At 30.7% G+C, this 22,459-nt stretch carries 19 protein-coding genes, 2 tRNA genes, 1 rRNA gene, 1 pseudogene and 1 CRISPR repeat array (1 of these 24 only partly in view); of the genes and pseudogenes, 5 read left to right on the forward strand and 18 right to left on the reverse strand.

Annotated elements, in window-relative coordinates; all coding sequences use genetic code 11:
- Window positions 1-338: direct repeats of the CRISPR family, unit length 30 nt; unit sequence GTTAAAATTTAATCCTATGGATTTTGAAAC (it extends 289 nt beyond the left edge of the window).
- Window positions 339-594: 256 nt separating this feature from the next.
- From CSPB_RS04430 to CSPB_RS04475, 10 genes are all read right to left on the reverse strand, one after another.
- Complete coding sequence (locus CSPB_RS04430; protein ID WP_089193310.1) at window positions 595-939, reverse strand: hypothetical protein; 345 nt, start codon at window positions 937-939, stop codon at window positions 595-597.
- Window positions 936-1,424 (reverse strand): DUF2726 domain-containing protein, encoded by a 489-nt coding sequence (locus CSPB_RS04435; RefSeq protein WP_089193311.1) that lies wholly within the window; start codon window positions 1,422-1,424, stop codon window positions 936-938. The genes CSPB_RS04430 and CSPB_RS04435 overlap by 4 nt, the downstream gene beginning before the upstream one ends.
- Window positions 1,421-1,792 (reverse strand): hypothetical protein, encoded by a 372-nt coding sequence (locus tag CSPB_RS04440; protein ID WP_089193312.1) that lies wholly within the window; start codon window positions 1,790-1,792, stop codon window positions 1,421-1,423. The genes CSPB_RS04435 and CSPB_RS04440 overlap by 4 nt, the downstream gene beginning before the upstream one ends.
- Before the next feature lie 2 nt (window positions 1,793-1,794).
- Window positions 1,795-2,055, reverse strand: a complete 261-nt coding sequence (locus tag CSPB_RS04445) for a hypothetical protein (protein WP_089193313.1) — start codon at window positions 2,053-2,055, stop codon at window positions 1,795-1,797.
- On the reverse strand, window positions 2,052-2,624 hold the full coding sequence (locus CSPB_RS04450) for a type II toxin-antitoxin system VapC family toxin (RefSeq protein WP_195180711.1): 573 nt from the start codon (window positions 2,622-2,624) through the stop codon (window positions 2,052-2,054). The genes CSPB_RS04445 and CSPB_RS04450 overlap by 4 nt, the downstream gene beginning before the upstream one ends.
- A 115-nt stretch (window positions 2,625-2,739) precedes the next feature.
- Window positions 2,740-2,985: a hypothetical protein gene (locus CSPB_RS04455; RefSeq protein ID WP_089193314.1), complete on the reverse strand. Its 246-nt coding sequence runs from the start codon at window positions 2,983-2,985 to the stop codon at window positions 2,740-2,742.
- A 55-nt stretch (window positions 2,986-3,040) separates the two neighbouring features.
- The gene (locus CSPB_RS04460) at window positions 3,041-3,451 is read right to left on the reverse strand and encodes a hypothetical protein (protein ID WP_089193315.1); all 411 of its coding nucleotides are present in this window, start codon (window positions 3,449-3,451) and stop codon (window positions 3,041-3,043) included.
- 109 nt (window positions 3,452-3,560) lie between these two features.
- The gene (locus tag CSPB_RS04465) at window positions 3,561-5,735 is read right to left on the reverse strand and encodes a hypothetical protein (RefSeq protein WP_089193316.1); all 2,175 of its coding nucleotides are present in this window, start codon (window positions 5,733-5,735) and stop codon (window positions 3,561-3,563) included.
- Window positions 5,736-5,743: 8 nt separating this feature from the next.
- Window positions 5,744-7,384 carry a hypothetical protein gene (locus tag CSPB_RS04470; RefSeq protein ID WP_089193317.1) on the reverse strand — a complete coding sequence of 547 codons (1,641 nt, stop codon included), beginning with the start codon at window positions 7,382-7,384 and terminating at the stop codon, window positions 5,744-5,746.
- 7 nt (window positions 7,385-7,391) lie between these two features.
- A complete protein-coding gene (locus tag CSPB_RS04475) occupies window positions 7,392-7,682 on the reverse strand; it encodes a hypothetical protein (protein WP_151899141.1) in 291 nt (96 codons plus the stop codon).
- 544 nt (window positions 7,683-8,226) lie between these two features.
- Here CSPB_RS04475 and CSPB_RS04480 point away from each other — a divergent pair.
- Window positions 8,227-8,985 (forward strand): Fic family protein, encoded by a 759-nt coding sequence (locus CSPB_RS04480; RefSeq protein WP_089193319.1) that lies wholly within the window; start codon window positions 8,227-8,229, stop codon window positions 8,983-8,985.
- A 1,723-nt stretch (window positions 8,986-10,708) separates the two neighbouring features.
- Here CSPB_RS04480 and CSPB_RS04485 read toward each other — a convergent pair.
- From CSPB_RS04485 to CSPB_RS04495, 3 genes are all read right to left on the reverse strand, one after another.
- A tRNA-Ile gene (locus CSPB_RS04485) sits at window positions 10,709-10,785 on the reverse strand.
- Between the two features lie 83 nt (window positions 10,786-10,868).
- A tRNA-Ala gene (locus CSPB_RS04490) sits at window positions 10,869-10,944 on the reverse strand.
- Between the two features lie 485 nt (window positions 10,945-11,429).
- Window positions 11,430-13,171, reverse strand: a 16S ribosomal RNA gene (locus CSPB_RS04495).
- 548 nt (window positions 13,172-13,719) lie between these two features.
- On the opposite strand from CSPB_RS04495, the gene CSPB_RS04500 reads away from it, so the two are divergent.
- On the forward strand, window positions 13,720-15,417 hold the full coding sequence (locus tag CSPB_RS04500; RefSeq protein WP_089193320.1) for an FMN-binding glutamate synthase family protein: 1,698 nt from the start codon (window positions 13,720-13,722) through the stop codon (window positions 15,415-15,417).
- Between the two features lie 46 nt (window positions 15,418-15,463).
- Here CSPB_RS04500 and CSPB_RS04505 read toward each other — a convergent pair whose 3' ends face one another.
- From CSPB_RS04505 to CSPB_RS04520, 4 genes are read right to left on the reverse strand one after another with little or no spacing between them, the layout of a single operon-like run.
- Window positions 15,464-16,024 (reverse strand): DedA family protein, encoded by a 561-nt coding sequence (locus CSPB_RS04505; RefSeq protein WP_089193321.1) that lies wholly within the window; start codon window positions 16,022-16,024, stop codon window positions 15,464-15,466.
- Window positions 16,025-16,033: 9 nt separating this feature from the next.
- On the reverse strand, window positions 16,034-16,645 hold the full coding sequence (locus CSPB_RS04510) for a lipid-binding SYLF domain-containing protein (protein WP_089193322.1): 612 nt from the start codon (window positions 16,643-16,645) through the stop codon (window positions 16,034-16,036).
- Complete coding sequence (rny, locus tag CSPB_RS04515; RefSeq protein ID WP_089193323.1) at window positions 16,635-18,188, reverse strand: ribonuclease Y; 1,554 nt, start codon at window positions 18,186-18,188, stop codon at window positions 16,635-16,637. The genes CSPB_RS04510 and rny overlap by 11 nt, the downstream gene beginning before the upstream one ends.
- Window positions 18,121-18,750, reverse strand: coding sequence for a 5-formyltetrahydrofolate cyclo-ligase (locus tag CSPB_RS04520; protein ID WP_033916618.1), 630 nt, complete (start codon window positions 18,748-18,750; stop codon window positions 18,121-18,123). The genes rny and CSPB_RS04520 overlap by 68 nt, the downstream gene beginning before the upstream one ends.
- A 53-nt stretch (window positions 18,751-18,803) precedes the next feature.
- Here CSPB_RS04520 and CSPB_RS04525 point away from each other — a divergent pair, with 53 nt between their 5' ends.
- Window positions 18,804-19,370 (forward strand): TlpA family protein disulfide reductase, encoded by a 567-nt coding sequence (locus tag CSPB_RS04525; protein WP_089193324.1) that lies wholly within the window; start codon window positions 18,804-18,806, stop codon window positions 19,368-19,370.
- Entirely contained in the window at window positions 19,370-20,224 is an 855-nt protein-coding gene (gene ftsY, locus CSPB_RS04530; protein ID WP_089193325.1) for a signal recognition particle-docking protein FtsY, read from the forward strand. Before CSPB_RS04525 ends, ftsY begins: the two co-directional genes overlap by 1 nt.
- A 29-nt stretch (window positions 20,225-20,253) precedes the next feature.
- Here ftsY and brnQ read toward each other — a convergent pair whose 3' ends face one another.
- Window positions 20,254-21,567, reverse strand: a complete 1,314-nt coding sequence (brnQ, locus tag CSPB_RS04535; protein WP_228841956.1) for a branched-chain amino acid transport system II carrier protein — start codon at window positions 21,565-21,567, stop codon at window positions 20,254-20,256.
- A gap of 621 nt (window positions 21,568-22,188) precedes the next feature.
- Here brnQ and CSPB_RS09085 point away from each other — a divergent pair.
- Window positions 22,189-22,452: pseudogene (locus tag CSPB_RS09085) on the forward strand (methyl-accepting chemotaxis protein); the annotation flags it as partial.
- Window positions 22,453-22,459: the final 7 nt, after the last annotated feature.

Below are 22,459 nucleotides of genomic sequence, written 5' to 3' on the forward strand. Positions count from 1 at the left end.
TTGAAACTCAAAAACTGCGTATCAAACCATAATGAATTGGAAAAGGTTAAAATTTAATCCTATGGATTTTGAAACTGTAGATAGGCTTAAGTTCTATAAAGATAATCCAGAGTTAAAATTTAATCCTATGGATTTTGAAACTGCCAGTTGCTGCGACTTCAGGGCTTTTTCCAAGACTGTTAAAATTTAATCCTATGGATTTTGAAACAAATGAAAAATATCAACTAAAGGGTAGAGCTTTGTCGTTAAAATTTAATCCTATGGATTTTGAAACGAGCGGGAGCGGGTTATGAAAAACTGCCTTGAACGTTAAAATTTAATCCTATGGATTTTGAAACGCATTTGTCATATCAACCATTTGCTTTTCTATACTCTCATTCTTTAAAAGCTCTCTATGATTAATTAAAAGCCTTTGTTTTAGCTCATCATTCTCAACCACTTTATCTACTTGAGTTTTTCTTATCTGCTCGTAGTTTGTATGGTCTTTTCGTTTAGCTGTCTAACTCTACTGATTAATGCCGTCTTCGCCACTACTACTCCACACTCCAGCCAAAAGAAATTCTACTGAAAAAATAAAAACCAAAAGTATCTTTTTCATTTTTCAAAGTATCCTTTTTCGTTTTCTTTGGTATTTAATATCCCTTGAAGCTTGTTTATAACATCTTGATTAAATACTATTTGTTTTTCTAAAACCGCTTGAAGTACTACTAACTTTTGATTTTGAATAAGTATGTTTTTATTCTCCACTTCTAATTCCTGGTGTGCCTTATGAATTTTTGCCACAATCTCATTAATCTTTTCTGCTGTCTGCTTGTCTAGTGCTTCAAATTTTTGCACCGATACTTGTCCTAGCTGTTGCCCTAGTCCTTGATCACGGCAACCACCACAAGCAAAAACATAGATCGCACTAAAAACCATTAACACAATAATCTTTTTCACTGTTTATCTCCTCCTAAATTCTCCTTACACTGATCCGCAAATTTTTCAAGTAAATTCTTACAAAACACCATAATATCATCCAATTCACTATTGCAAATTATTTTAAAAGGCAACTCCACCTTAGCAAATATAGATAACTTTATAAGGTCTCTATTCTCTACTTTTAACGCCTCTTCTTCATTGCCATAATGTCCTCCGCCGTAATACTCTATAACCAATAAAGGCTCGGCTGTTTTTTTGCTAGTTATCAAAAAATCAACGGATAGTTTATTAAAATCCGGATAAGCAATATCACTACTTATAAAAGCCGATAAATTTACTTGAGAATTTATATTTACAAGTCCACTAATGCCAAGCTCATTAATCGCTTTTATCAAAGCACTATAAACCTTTATTTCTTCTTGATTTAATAGGCTTTTTTTACTAAATGTATCCTTTTGAATTCTTACTACTGTAGAGTTTTCAATGTTTTTTTTATCTATCATTCTTTAATCTTTTTTGCCGAATTTAGCTCTAGCATTTCACGCAATTTTTTCTCAACTCTAATATTAAAAGCAACCAAGCTCCTAAACACAAATCCGTCAAAATGCTTTCCGTCTTTGGTGTAGTTAAACCAGTATTTGTAGTAAAAAATAATAGATATGAGATATAGAGTAATTACGATATCCAAGCTATATCCGCTCAGTTTATAAAGTAGGTAGGCAATTATCATAGCAATTAAATTAAAACCACTGGTAAAAAGATAAACTATGCCAAGTTTCAATCTATACTGCTCTTTATTGACTATATTTAAAAGTTTCTCTTTGCGTCTTTGTTCCTTAAGAGCCTCATCAGTTGAAAAATCATTTGCCATACTTATTCCTTGTAGTATTTTTTCTCTGCGTCAATGATAAAATTATTAAAAAGCAAGTGTTTAAATTTGTTTAACTCAAATATAAAATTTGCCTTGCTAATCAATATATCTTTCATAATTTCTTTTTTATTGATGATAGTAATATACTGATTTTCGTGTGTAGGATATACCTCTGTATGTTCTTTTGTAAGACTACTTAAAGCACCTGGAGAATTTGCAAAACAAATACCGCTCATTAGGGCAATAAATATAAGTTTTCTCATTGTTTATCTCTTTTAATTTCTGCCTTATTTGTATCCACTGGAGTATTTGAAAAAATTTCATTAAACTCTTTTTTTAAATCACTTATACTTTTATCTGCTTTATCTTGCGTGGGAATATAATCAGGTATGTTAGGGTCAGTTCTTTTTAGTGGTATATCAAGCTTAGGAAATTTCTTATCATTCGTGTAAATAACATCACAGCCATTTTCTTTAGCTATAAAATACTGCAAAACATCTTCTAAATCATTGCTTGGATTATCTCTGCAATACTTTATAGCCTCTATTGTAGCAATAGACGTGGTAGGCAATAGCTCAACAACACCATTATTACACATTGAGTATAATGCCTCTATAACTAGCTTTTTGTTATTATCTTGTTTTGGTTCTTTTAAAATTTCATCTATAAAAAACTTAGCTACTTCAAAAGCATTGTTTTTATTTAGTTTATCATTAAAAACACTGGCTTGATTGCGTAAAGATATCATCTGCTGGATAAAAAACTGATTTTCTTTATAAGCATTACTTGCTATGTAATATATAGTTGGTATAGAAGTGGATGAAACTGTCATTGCAACTTTATCTTTAATAAGATTATTGAATTCTTGTATTGATAGTTTGCTGTATATCCTATCCTCCAACATCAAATCACAAACAAAATTTATATCTAAAAAGACTTTTTACATTCTAAGCCCTTAACCTAGATAACGCCCTAACCTCTTTGATTTGCTCGTTCGTTATATCCACGCCCTTAATAACACCTATAAAATCCTTAGCTTTTTCCAATTTTTCTTCTACTTCATTATCAACATTTTTTGTATCAACTGAATTTTTTATATTATTAACTTTACTAACCAGCCACCTAGCAAAATCTACCAAATCTTCACGTTCTTTTGGTATATCAAGATGAAAACTTATAAATTCTTGCCTCATTTTATTCCTCCTAAATCTACGTGAGCCATGTTTAGCTCTAATAATAAGACATCTCTTACTTTTCCTTTTTCTCTGCTTCTTTTTTTCTAGCTTCCAAATCAACTACTTTAGCTTTATAAAGTTCCACATCTCTTTCTTTCTCTTGCAAATTTTCTTTGGCTTTTTCTATTTTTTGAGTGTTTTTACTTTCGGTTGCTATCTCAAGCTCTTTTTTGGCTTTGTCTAAATCTTTAAGAGACTTATTGTATCTTGCTTTGGCTCTCTTTATCATTCCCTCATCATAACCTACATCACGTGGAGTTTTATCAAGAATTCTATTTAAATCTCCCTTTCCGCCTGGCATATCATAAGAGGGTTTAGTAATTTTACAATTAGTCAATGCTCTCATTTCAGGAGTGCATTCCTCAGCAAATGCAAAATTTGTCAAGATTGCTACAGCTAACCCAATTGAGCTTAACCTCTTCATTTTATTTCTCCTTATGCTTTTAATATCTTAATTATATCATATTCTTTGTCTAAATTGCTATCTTCTTAATATAGAATATAAGAAAATAGCAATCAACTACTATTTTTTATTATAGCTGGAAGCTATATTTTTCCAGTCTTTGTCCTAACTGCTCTGTTGCAAAACTTGCATTGCTATCATTAAGACCTATCATTTTAAATACCCAAGCTGGAGCGTGTATTATTAATTTCCACATAATATACACTGACCCTATAGCACCAACTATTTTTAAAAGTATCTCAAAAACACCAATCATAACTGTCATCCAAAATTGATTTTGAATTTCCATTATCATACTAAGTTGTTCTACTGCATACATCATAAAAATATCATTAAACAAGCCATATATAAACAGTGCAAAATATATAAAAATAACTATAAGCACTGGCTTTAAGAATAAGGCTATACCAGTTACAAGAAAATCCGCTACTTTATTTGTCCTGCCAGTAGTTAGCGAAAAAGCCGTAACAAACGGTGCTATATAAAAATACTTAGTCAACTCTATAATATAACCCAAGAATGCTAAGGCACTTGCAACTATTGATACAGTTAATGGGATGTAGTTTAATATAGATGTATATAAAACTACCACTATAACTATTGCCAAAGCTGATGAAGCAAACGAGATAACTTTTTCAATGGCTATTTTACCAAGTGCGGTTTTTCCAAAAGGTATAAAATTTGCTATTTTTTCAGCTGTCTCTGGTTTTACTGAAAGCATATTGACTACATCTCCAGCACCAGGCAAAATCATATAAGTCATTTTACCCATAATCCAGCCGACAGTATCTCCAGCTACCACATCCATTTTATCTTTTACATTTGCACCCCAGCTCCACCAACTATCTTTATTACGCTCTATCATATTTTCATCTGCTCTATCTTTGCTAGACCTCTCAATATTATTTTTATTATCCTCTACAATCTGAGAGGCAACCGAGTTATCTTCTACAACAGATATATTTTCAACCAAGACCGCAAGTGCTGGAATAATAGTAGAATTTATCCAACCAAGCTCATTATTTCTACTATTGACACCCTCATTAATCTGCTTTAAAGTAGCCTCTAGTTCATTGTTTCTAATATTTTTCTTAACTGCTCCAAGCATTAAATCATTCTGTCTTTGTAGAGTATAAAAAGCTCTCATTTTATGTTCTATAAACCGACATCCTGAAAAATGATACTTCTCGTTTTTCTTATCCAAATTTAACATATCTGTCCCGTCTGAGGGATTTAAAAAACTAGTTATGTTAGGAAACCTCTCTTTACACTCTTTATACCCAAGCTCATAAGCTTTTATGATATTTACATAGTTCTTTTTATTCTCTTCAAGTGCTTTTTCTTTATCTACAGTATAAGCACCTACACTACCGTAAAGCTTTTGCATATAACTTTCACTTCCAAACACACCAGCTCTATCTGCAAAATCATTACTTAAACTTGCACCAGCCCTCATAATCTTTTGGATAGGCGTTGCATTCATTCCACTATCCTCAGGGATAGGGATAAAAAATGTTCCAAACACAATTACTGGCACTAAAAGAGTATTTAAAATTTTCTGATTTTCATTTGCTCTTTCAATCTTATTGTTAAAATTTTTAACAGCCATAACTGAAAAGAAAAAACCTCCTATAACGACTAAAAGCATATATTGTAAAGCGGAATACACACGGCTCATATTGCTATATATATTGCCATAATATGCCAAGTTAGCCTTATTGAAACTATCCGCCGTTGCTGTAATTTCTTCTCTGTTTTTTACCTCTGCTATATTTGTTCCATATATTGCCGTAGGATTTTTAAGCTCTATTACTCCAGTTACCTTAGTTCTTTCAAAATCAATTAAACTAGGGTCAAGCGTTACCATTCCAGCTAGAAATTTTGTAAGTGTTAGTTGCCCTGGTTGGTATTTTAAATCCGAAGCGTCATATTTTTTATTATAGCTTGATAAACCACTCATAGGAACTGTTTGATTTGTTTGGTCGATACAAGTTTTATTTTTAGTATTGGCGTTTAACCCTAAAGAGGCTCTTAAATCATCTCTTGGATAAATGCTACATTGAGTAATACCACTTTTAGGGTCAAACGCTGTAACTAGAGCAACAAATTTATTACTTACTTTTCTACACTGTGGCTTACAAGTAGTGGCGATCGTTTCATCGTTTTCCATAAAAATTTCAGTCTCGCTAGGGTCTGCAAATACAAAACCCATAAAAACCATTAAAAGTAAAACAACTTTTTTCATTATAATTCCTATCTTATAAGTGCTTCGACTTCAGCTCTTGCACTAGCTACATCAAACACCGTATTCATAATAACTACTTTTTCAGCGGTTAAGGAGATAAGGTCTTTTTTCTTTTCAAGATTAGCTTTAATATCTTTAACAATATTTGCCTCAGACAACATTTGATTATTTATTTTTTCAACATTTTTAACTTTTATATCTTGCCTTAAAATATCAATATACTCTCTTGTAGGAGTAGCTAAAAACTCATCATTAAAAGCTCTTGATAGTTCGTTTTTCATTATTTCAATTGTTTCAGTTGTTAAAGCCCTATGAGCCTCATTTACTTCACTACTAACAATAGAACTAGGGTCATTACCACTAATTTTTCCTACTTTATTTGATAGCTTTTTAGCAAACCTATAAGGGGAATTTTCTATACTAAATTTTATCTCTGCATTAACTAAAATATCTCGTTTATTTGTATATTCTTTTATATCTTTAGGGGCGGTTGCCACTACATCTTCTATAGTAACATCTTCTAAATTTTTACCTTTTGCGTCTCCAACAGTTTTTATTAAATTTAATTTTGACTGGTCGTTTTGCATAAGGGCGGTATTTGCGGAACTTTTAGTTTTGATTATCCTATCAAGGCTACCCTTTCCGCCTGGCATATCATAAGAGGGTTTTTTATCTTCTGAGCTACCACCAGTAAGTATGCTGGTATCAGTGTTTCCAACTCCACCTATTCCAGTATATTTTTCTTTGTTTTCACAAAAAGCTTTTAAAGGACTTGTGTCCTGCGACATCCTTTTACTTTTCTTCTGTAGTCCTGGTAAATTTGGTGCTAGACTACACACATCAAAACCAGCTTCCATATCAGGGATTAAGCTACAAATATCAAGTTTAGCTTGAGGGATAGTATAACATTGCCCTATTGGGCTTCCTTGCACTTTATCCAAAACTTTATTTAGCTTATCGAGGTTACTATTAATTCCACTTAAGCTACCTCCTAAAATACTATCCAAAACACCCACAGCCTTACCTATCGTGCTATCATAAATGCCTTTACCTTGATTGTAAAGGTCTTGCCCTTGCTTTGTAACACCGTCAATAGTATTACCAACTTCATCTAGAGGATTTGCGAATGCCAAATTTGCTACAACTAAACTAAATAAAGCCAACCTTTTCATACTCTTCTCCTTATTACAATTTTTTTTAATCTCTATCATCACGCCACCTTTTTTATCCATTTGCAATTTCTTATAAAGCTTATATGTATCGGCTATAAATTGTTTTTTCGGTATATACTCGGTTATCGGTATAGGTTCTTCCATTTTCTTTAACTCACATGATATCTTCTTGCCATATCTTGCCAAACTGCTTTCAGTAGTTGCCGTTGCCCTATACATTTTGCCGTCATTAAATACTAGCATTTCGCCGTTATTCATTCCGACTACCTGCTCGTGCTTGATAGCTGGTTCTTTTTCAACCTTATACCTATCTTCCGTGCCAATCTGCCCTTTTACGCCCTCTCTTCTATCGGAGTATTCCATATCTATAAATTTTTGTTCTTCTACCATTTTTGCATATAGCTCAGTTGCTTCAGGATTAATGTTTTTCATCAAAATATGCGTTCCAGTGGTATCAAAAATTTCACGTCTTTCCAAGCTCTCACTACCAACAACCTTTCCAACTGCGTCTATTTGAGACGGAGACTGAAAAAATAGGTATGATTGTGATACCTAAAGCTCTTGATTTACTCATAAGTCTACCAAAACCCTCGATAATGTAACTTCCTATCTCATCAAACCAACAAATAAAAGGAATTTTTGGCTCGTCCGCATTTTTTGCTTTTTCGGCAGCAACCCCTTTAATAAGCCCTAGAATTAGCTTTCCTAGCTGTTTTGGAGTTGTATCACTTGCCATAGTAGGAAGTGTTACAAAGATAAATTTATTTCTCTGCACTGTCTCCCACATTGATATTGTAGGAGTTTGGGTGTTAAACACTCTTCCATAATCACTTTTTAAACTGGTAATTACTCCGATCCAGGCGGAGGCTGACATTGTGCTATCATAAGCCCCCTGTTCGTTAAAATTTAATCCTATGGATTTTGAAATGTATTGAAAAAAAGTAGCAAAAAAAGGTATAATCAGATTTAAATTTAATCCTATGGATTTTGAAACTGGGTGTATCGATGGTTTTTACTGGTTTTGCTATGGGTTAAAATTTATTTTGAAATTTAAAGCAGACATTGAAATTAAAAATATAACAAAACAGAACAAAGAGAAGTTGAAAAAAGATAAATCAAAGAGCGTATAAGAAAAAGGTCTTATAAAATCGTAAATATGAAATCAGACTATTTAAACGCTTTAAAAGTTAAATTTAGAGCTAAAAAAATAAGTTAGAGAAATAAGAGAACTAGAAAGACAATATAGAGAGAAAACAACAGCCAAACTTATGAACGAATGGAAAGAAAAATCAAATCTAAGAAAAAATAGGAGATAAATAATGAATGAAAATTTGGCATTAAAAATTTTACTTGATGAATATAATAACGGCATTAAAAATGGACTTTATCATTATACACAGATAGTATTTGCATATAATTCAAACAGAATAGAGGGCAGTAAATTAAGCAAAGACCAAACTAGATATATTTATGAAACAAATTCTTTATTATCCCAAAAAGACGAGATTATAAAAATAAATGATATTATAGAAACAAAAAATCATTTTAAAGCATTTGATTTTATTTTAGATAATTATAATAAACCACTAGACATAGCACTTATCAAAAATATACATTCTATAGTAAAAAAAGATACAAAAGATAGTATTATAGGAGATTTTAAAAAAAGAGTAAACTTTATAGGAGATACCAAAACAACTAACCCAAAAGATGTAGAAAAAGAGATAGAAAAATTATTAAATTTATATAACTCTTTAGAAAATATAGTCATAGAAGATATTATAGATTTTCATTATAAATTTGAGAGTATACACCCTTTTGAAGACGGCAACGGAAGAACAGGCAGATTAATAATGTTTAAAGAATGTTTGAAAAATAATATAACGCCTTTTATTATTGATGATGAACATAAATTATTTTATTATAGAGGTTTAAAAGAATACGAAAACACAAAAGGTTATTTAGTAGATACTTGTTTTAGCTGTCAAGATAAATATCAAGAAATCCTAAACGAGCAAGGAAATCTATTATCTTTAAAATTTGATTATGAAAAAGAATACCGAAAAGATGATGTTTAAATTTAATCCTATGGATTTTGAAACATAATGCGTTTTGTCAAAACGTATAATCTTTTTATATTTAAAATAAAAGAATTTCTAATTAAATAGATATAAAAACAAGAGTGATAAAAAGAAATTTTATATATAAAGAATAAATACTAGCAAGATTTGAAAATAAGCTAAATAAAAAATACTAGCTGATATCATACTAATGATAATACGGTTTTTTTGATTGATGATGAGATATATTATAAATACTTGTAGATTTGAATTAAAAATTAAAAAAGATAAAAATTAATTAAAAACATTTAATAAAAATCAAATGACAGAAGGAGCTATGTCTACAATCTCTCCAACTATAAAACCAACCCATTAATTTCGTTGCAATAATTAATCATCAAAACCATATTTTAGATTATTCTTGCCTGTATCAAGATTTAAATATCTATATTTTGAAATTTTTATAGAATTTAGCTGCTTATTAAAAATACTTTTTAGTTTATAAATTAAGGCAATATCTTTTAATTCATGCAACACTCAATAATTATCTCAAATATTTTATTAATTATTTATGTTATTTTATATAATTTATTGTATATAAAAAGTCTTCAAATTTATCCATTTCTTGCTATTCATATTTATCTAAAATATAAATTATAAACTCTTTTCTACTAGAAGAAGTTTTACAATCTGAACTTAAAAATAATAGATTTTTGAAAATCATTGAAAATATTTAGTGCTTTACGCTTTTTAATTGTCTCATCGCTTAGTTTTTTAAAATCATAAATCCATACAATTTAACTATTAATAGTTTTAAATTATACAAATAAATTCTCATCATAAGCATTACTCTAAATAGCCCATGTGTTATATCTAAGCAAATATTGAAAATTTCAACTTGATTATCTCCATTTTGTCTAAAATTAAAATACTTTTCTAGTTTTATTATTAGCTTAAAATATTATACAAATAATCTCCTATCTTCAAAAACCACTAATCATTATAATAATTGGTTACATTATGATTTTTGTTCTATATGAGGTGCATTTTTGTGATGTGATTAATGCTTTTATAGTTTCTGCTTTGTTTATGCTTAGTTTTGGAATGTTTTAGAGTGGTTAAAAGTTTTTTATTTGCATATCATTCAAATCTCATTTTATCAATGTGTTTTATAGTTTCATCTTTAATTAATGATAAATTGTTTCTCATCTTTACGCCATTTATATCTTCTTTTCCACCTAAAACAGACACAATCTCTATTCTACAACAAAAATGACAAGATGATAGTCCAAAAAGTTTAATGACATCTTATCGCTTCTTCCGTTATATGTTTTATTTTGCCACACTATAGCATTTTTTTATCCAGCATATTTTTATCATTTAATATTTTATTGGCTTAATTTTCTAAATGATTTACTGGCATTATGTATCCATGCATAAATCTGCAAATTTAACTTGTTTTTTATCTATCATAGTTAAAACTTTAAATAATATTTACGCAGTATTAAAACACCATATAAAGATTGCTGTATCACCACTTTTTAATATTTAATCAGTAAAAAATATAAAATTATAAATTAAATTAATTATTTATATAAATATCATGAAATTTACTTAAAGGAAATAAATAGAAATATTTTTTATTTGGAATTACAAATTATTCACGAGATAAAATTAAAGCATATAAATATTATAAACATTTTTATTATAACAATGCACTAAAAACTAATTAATGATATAATGGTGGGCCTAATAAGACTTGAACTTATGACCTCACCCTTATCAGGGGTGCACTCTAACCAGCTGAGCTATAGGCCCTCTTACCAAATACGGATGTCTGAGTGCAGATAACGGATATTTTCTTTAATCTGTTTTCCATATTCAGTTCTGTATTATCTAAATGGTGGAGAATAGCGGGATCGAACCGCTGACCTCCTGCGTGCAAAGCAGGCGCTCTCCCAGCTGAGCTAATTCCCCATATTTATATATTTTCTTATGCAAATAAACTCAAATGCACGCAGTATGCTTACTGGTTCGCTTTGCTCACAACAGTAATCAATTAAAAAGCAAAGCAGTTTGCTTTTTATTGTGCAAAGCAGGCGCTCTCCCAGCTGAGCTAATTCCCCATATTTATATATTTTCTTATGCAAATAAACTCAAATGCACGCAGTATGCTTACTGGTTCGCTTTGCTCACAACAGTAATCAATTAAAAAGCAAAGCAGTTTGCTTTTTATTGTGCAAAGCTCACATATTCTGTTTTAGATAGCTTTAAACAATAAAATAAATTATTTTTTATTTAAGTAAAATCTAAATTATATAATTTCTTTTTAGCACTATATATCTTTATTAAGATCAATCTCTGAAAACTAAACAAGGATGATTGAGTAGATTAGTTTATATATACTAATCTAAAATTTTCCTTTGATGAATATTTTGTGAGAAATATTCATTGTACTCTAGAAAGGAGGTGATCCAACCGCAGGTTCTCCTACGGTTACCTTGTTACGACTTCACCCCAGTCGCTGATTCCACTGTGGACCATAACCAATTTGGTATTTGGGCTTCGAGTGAAATCAACTCCCATGGTGTGACGGGCGGTGAGTACAAGACCCGGGAACGTATTCACCGTAGCATGGCTGATCTACGATTACTAGCGATTCCGGCTTCATGGAGTCGAGTTGCAGACTCCAATCCGAACTGGGACATATTTTATAGATTTGCTCCATCTCGCGATATTGCGTCTTATTGTATATGCCATTGTAGCACGTGTGTCGCCCCGGACATAAGGGCCATGATGACTTGACGTCGTCCACACCTTCCTCCTCCTTACGAAGGCAGTCTGTTTAGAGTGCTCAGCCTAACTGTTAGCAACTAAACACGTGGGTTGCGCTCGTTGCGGGACTTAACCCAACATCTCACGACACGAGCTGACGACAGCCGTGCAGCACCTGTCTTAACATTTCTGCAAGCAGACACTCTTCTATCTCTAGATGATTTGTTAGATATCAAGTCCGGGTAAGGTTCTTCGCGTATCTTCGAATTAAACCACATGCTCCACCGCTTGTGCGGGTCCCCGTCTATTCCTTTGAGTTTTAATCTTGCGACCGTACTCCCCAGGCGGTATACTTAATCCGTTAGGTGGATTACTGCCATGACTAGCATAGCAACAACCAGTATACATCGTTTAGGGCGTGGACTACCAGGGTATCTAATCCTGTTTGCTCCCCACGCTTTCACGCATTAGTGTCAGTTAAGTTCTAGCAGATCGCCTTCGCAATAAGTATTCCTCTTGATATCTACGGATTTTACCCCTACACCAAGAATTCCATCTGCCTCTCCCTTACTCTAGATAGATAGTTTCCCAAGCAGTTTAGTAGTTAAGCTACTAGATTTCACAAGAGACTTATCTATCCACCTACGCGTCCTTTACGCCCAGTGATTCCGAGTAACGCTTGCACCCTCCGTATTACCGCGGCTGCTGGCACGGAGTTAGCCGGTGCTTATTCCTTTGGTACCGTCATTATTCTTCCCAAAGAAAAGGAGTTTACGCTCCGAAAAGTGTCATCCTCCACGCGGCGTTGCTGCTTCAGGGTTTCCCCCATTGAGCAATATTCCCTACTGCTGCCTCCCGTAGGAGTCTGGACCGTGTCTCAGTTCCAGTGTGACTGATCATCCTCTCAGACCAGTTATGCGTCATAGCCTTGGTAAGCCATTACCTTACCAACTAGCTGATACAATATAGCCTCATCCCATAGCGAAAGCTCTTAATAATATATATTAAGATATTTCTAAATGATGGTTTAGAAATTTAGTGATAATTTAAATTTAATTATTATGATTAAATTTGTTTATGTTTAAAAATATTTAAAAACTAAATAAATCTAACTACTTTGCTTTTTTTGCTTTATTAATATAAAGCTTTAAAAAAACTCATTGTTATATTTATGATTTTTTATTTATAAATTATCTTTGATATATATTATTAAGAGCTACTTTTCCCAATTAAACTTATGTATAATTGGAGTATGAGGTATTAGCACTCATTTCTAAGTGTTGTTCCTCTCTATGGGGCAGATTAGCTATACATTACTCACCCGTGCGCCACTAATCCATCCTAGCAAGCTAGGACTTCATCGTTCGACTTGCATGTATTAGGCACGCCGCCAGCGTTCACTCTGAGCCAGGATCAAACTCTCCATATTTATTACTTAAACGAACAAAGTCCGTTCTGCGTGTAGGAGTTTTACTCTCTTACACCCACCTAAAGTTACATACATTTACGAAAAACTTAGTTTTTCATATAATGATAAATCTAAGGTGTTTGTATAAATTTCTAAATAACTTAAAGAAATTTAATCACGCTTTTATATGAAGTTTTAATCTAAAAACTTTTTATTTTTTAATAATTTGATATTTTAATCTTTATTATTAATAATTATATTTTTTACTACTTTTTACTTTCCAAAGAAAGCCTAAAAATAGATGGCTCAATCGATCACTTGTTTAGATTTCAAAGATTGACTAAAAATGTTTAACAATATTAATTTAAAAAACACACTTAACAACAAAAAAGATCTTTTTAAAAGGTTTTTCTGCGAAGCGGAAATTGAATTGTATAGAAATATTGCTTAAAGTGAGCTGAAAAGATGTGAAAGTTATGGGGAAAATTAAAATTTATTTTTTAGGTGAAATAAATTTTATTACAATATAATTATATGTTTTTAAATATATTGTTTGTAAGGAATATGTGATGATTATTTTACAAATTTTGTTTTTTGTAATTATTTTATGCATAGTAATGCTTTTTGTCTACGATAGATATGTTCAAAGGAAATCGGCTCTACTTATAAATTATCCTGTTATTGCCAGATTTAGATATCTTTTTGAAATTTTAAGAGAGCCGCTTAGGCAGTATTTTGCCGAAGAAAATTTCTATGAATCTAGAGATAAGATAAATTGGGTCTATAAAGCCGCAAAAGGAGATAATCTACTTATGTCTTTTAGTGTTTCAAAGGCATATGACGGAAGTAGATTTATGTTAAAACACTCATCAAGCGTTTTAAACAAAAACGAAGTTAGCAATAATTTTAGCATTAATATAGGAAACAAAGATTGTAAAATACCATTTACGACAAAATCTGTTATAGTTAGATCAGCCATGAGTGATGGTGCCTTAAGTCCAGAAGCAACAAGAGCTTTTTCTCTTGGCGCAATAAAAGGAAAATTTCCTATAAATACAGGCGAGGGTTCACTTACTAGTAACTATTTTTTTAAACACAAACTAACACTAGAGAGAGAAAAATATTTAGAAGTAATAAATCCAGATGAAAGTGCTAAAAAAATCTATCATTTGTATAAAAAGCTATTTAACCACACCGTTGCTTCAAGAAAATATAAAGATTTAGCCTTAAAAGGTAAGGCAAAAGATAGCTTTGTTTTAGACAAAGAGAGCCTTAAATTTTATAGAATAAACTGGGATGCTCCTATAGAAGCATTTCCACAAAATGTACCAGATGATGTGGCAGATATAATATTTCAAATTGGTTCAGGATTATATGGTGTAAGAGATGAAAATGGCAACTTTGATGAACTTAGATATCAAAAAGTAATGAAATTTTGCAAAGCAACTGAAATAAAAATAGCCCAAGGCGCAAAGCAAACAGGAGGAAAACTGCTTGGAACTAAAATTTCACCTGAAATTTCTTATTATCGCGGTGTTCCTCAAGGCGTTGATCTTTTTAGCCCAAATAGATTCCCATATGCAAAAACACATGATGAATTGTTTGATTTTATCGAAAAACTAAAAAAACTTTCAGATAAGCCAGTTGGCTTTAAGATAGTCGTTTCAGACATTAATGAAATCAAAAAAATGTGCCAAAATTTAGCTAAGCGTAAAAAAGATGGAAAAATGCTTCCAGATTTTATAACCATTGATGGTGGCGATGGCGGAAGCGGTGCTGCACCACTAGAACTAATGGAGTCTGTTGGGCTAAGCATAGCACACGCACTATATATAGTAGATAAAGAGTTAAAAGATACTTCATTAAGAGATGATATAAAAATCATAGCTAGTAGCAAAATTCTAACACCAGATGATGTTGCTATAGTATTGTGTTTAGGAGCTGATTTGGCTGGAATTGCAAGAGGCTTTATGATGAGTGGCGGATGCATTAGAGCTAGAGTTTGTGCAGGTGCTGGAAAACACACTTGTCCGGTTGGTATGGCAACACAAGATAAGAAAAAAAGATTTTCGTATCTTATAAATGAAAAGTCAGAACACATTGCAAATTATCACAATAGATTACTAGATAGTTTAAAAACAATAATGGAAATAATGGGTATAAGTAGCGTTGATAAATTTGATAAAAGCATGATTACATATAGAAGCAGAAGTGGCGAATATTACTTTAATATAGATGATTATTTTAAAGAAAAAATTCACAATTAAAGAAATATAAAAATTTAGAGTATAAATTTATACTCTAAAAAATAAATTATTTTGATTTAGTAGCTTTTTTAAAATACACAATTATTATAAAAAATATCATAAATATAAAAAGTGGCATTATCCATGGATATTCTTTTAATTTTTCATAAGATTGTATCAGATAATCTCCCATAAAATAACTTAGCAATCCCAAACTAATCCCCCATACAATAGAACCAATTATATTAAAAATAGTAAATTTATAAAATGGATATTTTGTAAAAGCAATAGCAATAGGTATAATTGTTTTTATACCATAAATATATTTTTTAATAACTATTATAAAACTGCCATATTTTTTAAATAAAATTTGTGAAAGTGCCACATTTCGCCTTTGCTTTTTTAGGTATGGTAAAAATTCTTTTTTATTGTATCTACTAAGATAAAAAATGATACTATCTCCTATTATATTTCCAAGAATTGCTATAAATATACTTAAAGTTATATCCATTTTACCAACACTACTAAGCACACCAGCTGCTATAATAGCAACCATACCACCACCAAGAGAGTAGAAAAATAAAATAAAATATCCATATGTAGATAAAGAAGTTAACATATCTTGCATTTTTACACCTTAGAATTTCAAAAAAGCTTTTATCAAAGATGAGTATGCATAAGAATCTTTTGAATAACCGAATTTATCGCCTAAGCTAATAATCGCTCCACTAAAGCTAGCTCCTGCAAAAAATCCACTATTATTAGCGTAAGCATAAATATCATTAGTAAATTTAATATCACTAATTCTGCTATATTTTTTCCCAAAATCTCCAAAAGAAACAGAAATATCAGAACTTATTGTAAATTTTGAATTTAATATATCATTTACTATACTATCTTTTAAAATAAACAAAACAAGAGAACTACTATCATATCCAATTTGAAGCCCAAGACTTCCACCGCCTATTTTAACATTTTTTATATGAGAAATTTCATTACCATTTTTGATAATCATAACACCACTTCCACCCATTCCACCTACTATAAAACCTATTTTGGTAAGCTTTGGAAATATAACTATAGCTTGAGCTTGAGCATAAAGCTGTTTTATTGGTGCGTTTTGATTTTCCTTCATTACCAAAACATAAGAATTTGATGCATTTAGCAATAATTCATTATTCGCAAAAAGCGGTGTTATAAAAAATAAAAAAAGCAGTATTTTGTTTAGAAAAAATAATTTATTTAGCATAATTTACAGCCCTAACTTCTCGTATAACATTAACTTTTATTTCACCAGGGTATTGGACTTTTTCGTGAATTTCATCAGCTATCTCTTTTGCCACAAGTACTGCTTCATCATCATTGATAAGTTTGGCGTTTGCTATAACTCTTATTTCACGACCCGCATTTATGGCATAAGCTTGTTTTATACCGTGTTTTCCTTTAGCTATTTCTTCTATAGCTTCAACTCTTTTTAAGAAAGATTCTAAAACTTCTCTTCTAGCACCTGGTCTTGCTGCACTAAGGACATCTGCTGTACAAACTGCCGCACTTTCAATACTATTTGCTTCCTCGTGACCATGGTGAGCATAAATAGCATTTATGACAACATCATGCTCTTTGTATCTTTTGCAAATCTCAGCCCCTAAATCAACATGACTCCCCTCATACTCGTGTGTTAAAGCCTTGCCTATATCATGCAAAAGTCCTGCTCTTTTAGCAAGCTTTTCATCTCCACCTGTTTCAGCAGCTATGATTCCAGCTAAATGTGCTACTTCTAAACTATGAGAAAGGGCATTTTGTCCATAACTTGCTCTAAATTTAAGCTTACCTATAAGTTTTACTATCTCTGGATGTATGCCATTCAAACCAAGATCCATAACTATATTTTCGCCCTCTTCTTGCACACTTTGTTCAAATTCATCAAAAACTTTTTTATAAATATCTTCGATTCTAGCAGGCTGAATCCTACCATCTTCTACTAAAAGTTCTATAACCTTAGTTGCAATTGCTCTTCTGTATAAATTAAAACTACTTAAAACTATAGCATGAGGCGTATCATCAATGATAACATCAACACCTAAAACCATCTCTAAAGTTTTAATGTTTCTGCCCTCTTTTCCTATGATTCTACCTTTTAGTTCATCATTTTTTATATTTACAACATTTATAAGTCTCTCAGCAGCAAATTCTCCAGCAAAACGCGTAGTGGCCTGAGCTAATATATAGTTTGCTCTTCTTTTTGACTCTTTTTTAGCCTCTTCTTCATGTTTTCTTACTATATGAGCGATATCTGCTCTACTTTTTTCTTCAACTTGTTTTAATATATTATATCTTGCTTCCTCTTGAGTCATTCCTGCAGCACGCTCAAGAATTTGCAAAGATTGAGCTAGTTTTTCTTCATAAATTTTCTTGAGACCTAAATTTTCTTCTTTGAGTTTCTCTAAATTTTGTTTTTCTTTTTCAAAATCAGATTTGGTATTTTTTAAAATTTGCTGTTCGCTTTGCAAAATACTTTCTTTTTTAGCAATATCATCAAATTTTAGATTGTATTCTTTTTGAAGTTTATAACTTTTATCTTCATAATTTTTTCTAGCCTCAAACTCAGCCTTTTGAACCTTAAGATCAGATTCCATTAGCTTTTTTTCAGCTTCTTTTTCTATGGCTTTTGCTTTTTCTTTAGCTTGAACTACATATATCTCATGACTAGCATCATTTATCTTTTTAGCTACTAAATAACCTCCACCTGCTCCGATTACACCTGCTCCTAAACCTATTAAAATATCTATCATTAAATCCTCTTTTAGAATAAATTTTAGTAGGGGTTAAATAAAAATCACATTTTATATCGTGTTTTTCACATACACGGTAATTAATAAAATAGTTGCTTATGCTTATAAAAACTATGATTGGGCGATAATTTAAATTTGAAAAAAACATATCGTAAAATCCCTTTCCATGTCCTATTCTAGCCAAATCCATATCAACCCCAACAACAGGGACTATAGCTAGATCTATTTTTTTTGTATAAGCACCTGAAAAATTCGGTTCTTTGACACCAAAACGCTTAATGTGTAATGGCTGTCTTAATTTTACCATTTTTAAACTTTTACTTAACATAAATGGAACATATAATTCATATTTTCTACGCATATATCTCATTATTTTGTATAAATTTGGCTCACTTTGTAAAGGTAAAAAAATTAAAATTCGTTTAGCACAGATAAAATTTATTAAATTTAAAAGATTTTCAAGCATTTTATAATGAGTAGATTTTGCACTAATTTTAACTCTTTTAGATAAATCTTTTTTTATAGATTTTCTCAAACTATTTTTATCTTTTTTAACACACATTTTATTTACTTTATAATATAATAATTCCAAAAAAATAATAAGGAACTTACTATATGAAATTAAGATTTTTAATTATAACATTAATTTGTATTATATTTTTTTATGGATGCGATAAAAAAACACAAGATGATAAGCAAAATTCAAATTTAAAAGAAAGTAACCAAACAGCGATAATAGAACAAGATTATACTGCACCTTTTTTATTAAATTTACAAAATAAAAAACTTCTATCAATGCAAAAAAATGAAGATGGATTTAAGATAGAAAATAACGATAAAGCTATACTTTTTACATTTTTTACAACTTGGTGTCCGCCTTGTAAATCAGAAATTCCTCATCTAAATGAAATACAAAATATGTTTAAAGATAATCTTGTAGTTGTTGGTGTTTTAATGGAGGAAAAAACACAAGAAGAAGTGAATGAATTTATAAAACAAAACAATATAAATTACGAAATATCAAGCGGTGAGTCAAATTTCTTTTTTGGTAACGCAGTTGGTGGGATAAGCGGTGTTCCATACACTATGCTTTATGATAAAAATGGAAAATATATATCAAGATATCTTGGTCTTGTTCCAAGAGAAATGTTGATTTCAGATATAAATAAGGTTTTATTATAATGCTTGACTTTCTTAAAAAAACACTTAGTGTAATCAATAGTGCAAAACCTAAAAATAAAATAATTTCAAAAGAAGTTTTAGAAGATATGCTACTTGAAGCAGATGTTAATTACTCAATAGTTGAAGAAATAATCTACTATCTTCCACCAAACGATAATGTAAAAAAAGATGATTTAAAAAGAGTTATGCTTACATATTTTTTATATCCAAAAAAAGATACATACAACGAAAAACCATTTGTTGAATTAATATTGGGTGTAAATGGAGCTGGTAAAACAACAACTATAGCAAAACTTGCAAATTTGTATAAAAATAATGGCAAAAAAGTTATGCTTGGAGCTTGCGATACATTTAGAGCAGGAGCAGTTGAGCAATTAAAGTTATGGGCAAATAAAATCAATACCCCTATAGTATTTTCTGCACAAGGTCACGATCCTGCTGCAGTTGCTTACGATACTATAAGCTCTGCAATAGCAAAAAAAATTGATAATGTTTTAATTGATACAGCAGGAAGGCTACAAAATAAGAAAAACCTAGCAAATGAGCTTGAAAAAATTGTTAGAATTAGCTCCAAAGCTATGCAATCAGCACCACATAGAAAAATTTTAGTTTTAGATGGCACTCAAGGAAATGCTGGTTTTTCTCAAGCAAAATCATTTAATGAGATAATAAAACTTGATGGCGTAATTATAACAAAGCTCGATGGAACTCCAAAAGGCGGAGCACTTTTTAGCATAGCAAGAGAACTAGAGCTTCCTATACTTTACATAGGAACAGGAGAAAAACAAGACGACATTATCGAGTTTAGGGCACAAGATTTTGTTGATTCTATATTAGAAAGTATATTTGAATAATTCAAGAGAGCATAACTCCCTTGAATTTACTAAATTCCATCTTTTTTTCTAAAAAGATGCATTATATAAGTTATCATAAGGCATAAAATTTCTGGTATTATCCAACCAAGACCTATATCATAAAAAGGTATTTTTGCAAAAATTTCAGAAATCAAAGGAATTTTTATACCAGCTGTATCAAATCCATTAAAAACACCTATTATTACTGCAACATAAACACAAGTTCTATAAATAAGTTTAGATGAGTTTATAAAGTTATTGATCAAACCTAAGATTATTAAAACTATAGTTATTGGATATAGAGCTATTAATACAGGTATGCTATATGTTAAAAGAGCATTTAAACCTACATTTGCAACACAAAAACTAATGAAAGACCAAACTATAACCCAAAATTTATAGCTTGTATTTTTAACTAAACCCGAGAAAAATTCACTAGCTGAAGATATAAGTCCAACTGTTGTAGTTAGACAAGCTAGTAAAAATATAGCTCCCAGAACAAACACTCCAAACCGACCAAAAAGCTGATTTGTGATATTAGAAAGCAGTGTTGCACCATTTTTTACATCAGGAAACAATGAAGACGCGCTAGCACCAATATATGCAAGCATCATATAAATAGACATTAGTATAGCACCGGCTAAAATTCCTGATTTTATAGTTGATTTTACTATAACTCTATTGTTTGTTAATCCAAGATTTTTTATAGCATTAATCACAACTATACCAAAAACCAATGAAGCAAGGGCATCCATAGTCTCATAACCTGCTAAAAACCCAGATGCAATAGGATGCGATGCATATTTTCCAACAGCGGGTCCAAATTCCCCTATTGGATTAATAATATTTGATATAAATAGAAAAACAATCAAAATTAACATAAGTGGTGTTAGTATTTTTCCAAGCATTTCAACCATTTTACTAGGATTTATACATATCAAGTAGTTTATTATAAAATATATAAGAGTATAAATAAAAAGCCCAATTGATTGATTCTCAGTAGATATAAAAGGGGCTATAGTAACTTCAAATGGCATATTTGCAGCTCTTGGTATCGCAAAAGCTGGTCCTATGGTAATATAAATTAAAATAGTAAAAATCATTGCAAAATAAGGATCTACTCTTCTTACAAGATTATCCATAGTATGGCTTTTTGCAACAGCTGCTATTCCAAGAACTGGTAAAGCTACCCCAGTAACGCAAAAAAACAAAATTGCTTCATATACATTTATACCAGCTTCTTTTCCAAGCATTGGCGGAAATATAAAATTTCCTGCTCCAAAAAACATTGAAAATAGCATAAGCGATATAACCAAAAACTGCTTTTTACTAATCTTTGTCATAGGCTTCTCCATTTTTGAAAATAATCTGTTATTTTATATTTATTAATATTAAAATTATATTAAATTTAATCAATATTGTTTTTTTTTGATTATTCTTAATATTTGATAAAATATAAAATATTAAATTTAAGAATAATATAATTTTAATATAGATATAATTTCATTTTTGTAACTTATTAATAAATTTATATAAAAATGGGGGGGGGGTCGGACATGTTTGAGAAAAATGTAGTTAAGAAACTAAACCAAGAAATAGAGCTTCTTAATAGTAAAATTAAAGAGTTGTGTGATGAAAATTCTGCGTTAAAAGCACAAGTAACAGAGCAACGCGATACGCAAAAAATAAACCAAGATGAATCCATAAAAACGCAAATTTCCAAATCGCTTCAAGATATGACATTTAATAATGTCAAAATTGTTCAAAAAGATATGGAATCAAATTTAGAAAATGCTAAAGAAATTGACCAAAAAAGTAAAGAAATTTCCAGTAACATACATGAGTTATCAGATGTCTTTGAAGGCGTTGTATCGTCATTAGAACAAATTTCAAGTTCATCAAATGAAGCATATTCTATCGCAGATAAATTACATAAAGTTGTTGATGAAATTTCAACAGTTTTAAATTTAATAAAAGATATATCAGATCAAACAAATCTTTTAGCACTTAATGCTGCTATAGAAGCTGCAAGGGCTGGAGAAGCTGGAAGAGGATTTGCCGTAGTTGCTGATGAAGTTAGAAAACTAGCTGAGAAAACCCAAAAAGCAACAAGCGAGATTGAATTAAACATAAATATTTTAAAACAAAATTCGAACGAAATGTTTACACACAGCCAATCTGTCCAAGAAACTGCTATGGAATCAAATTCAAATATGGAAAAATTTTATGATAAAT

The sequence above is a fragment of the Campylobacter sputorum genome, from assembly GCF_002220775.1.
GTDB classification, from domain to species: Bacteria; Campylobacterota; Campylobacteria; order Campylobacterales; family Campylobacteraceae; genus Campylobacter_F; species Campylobacter_F bovis.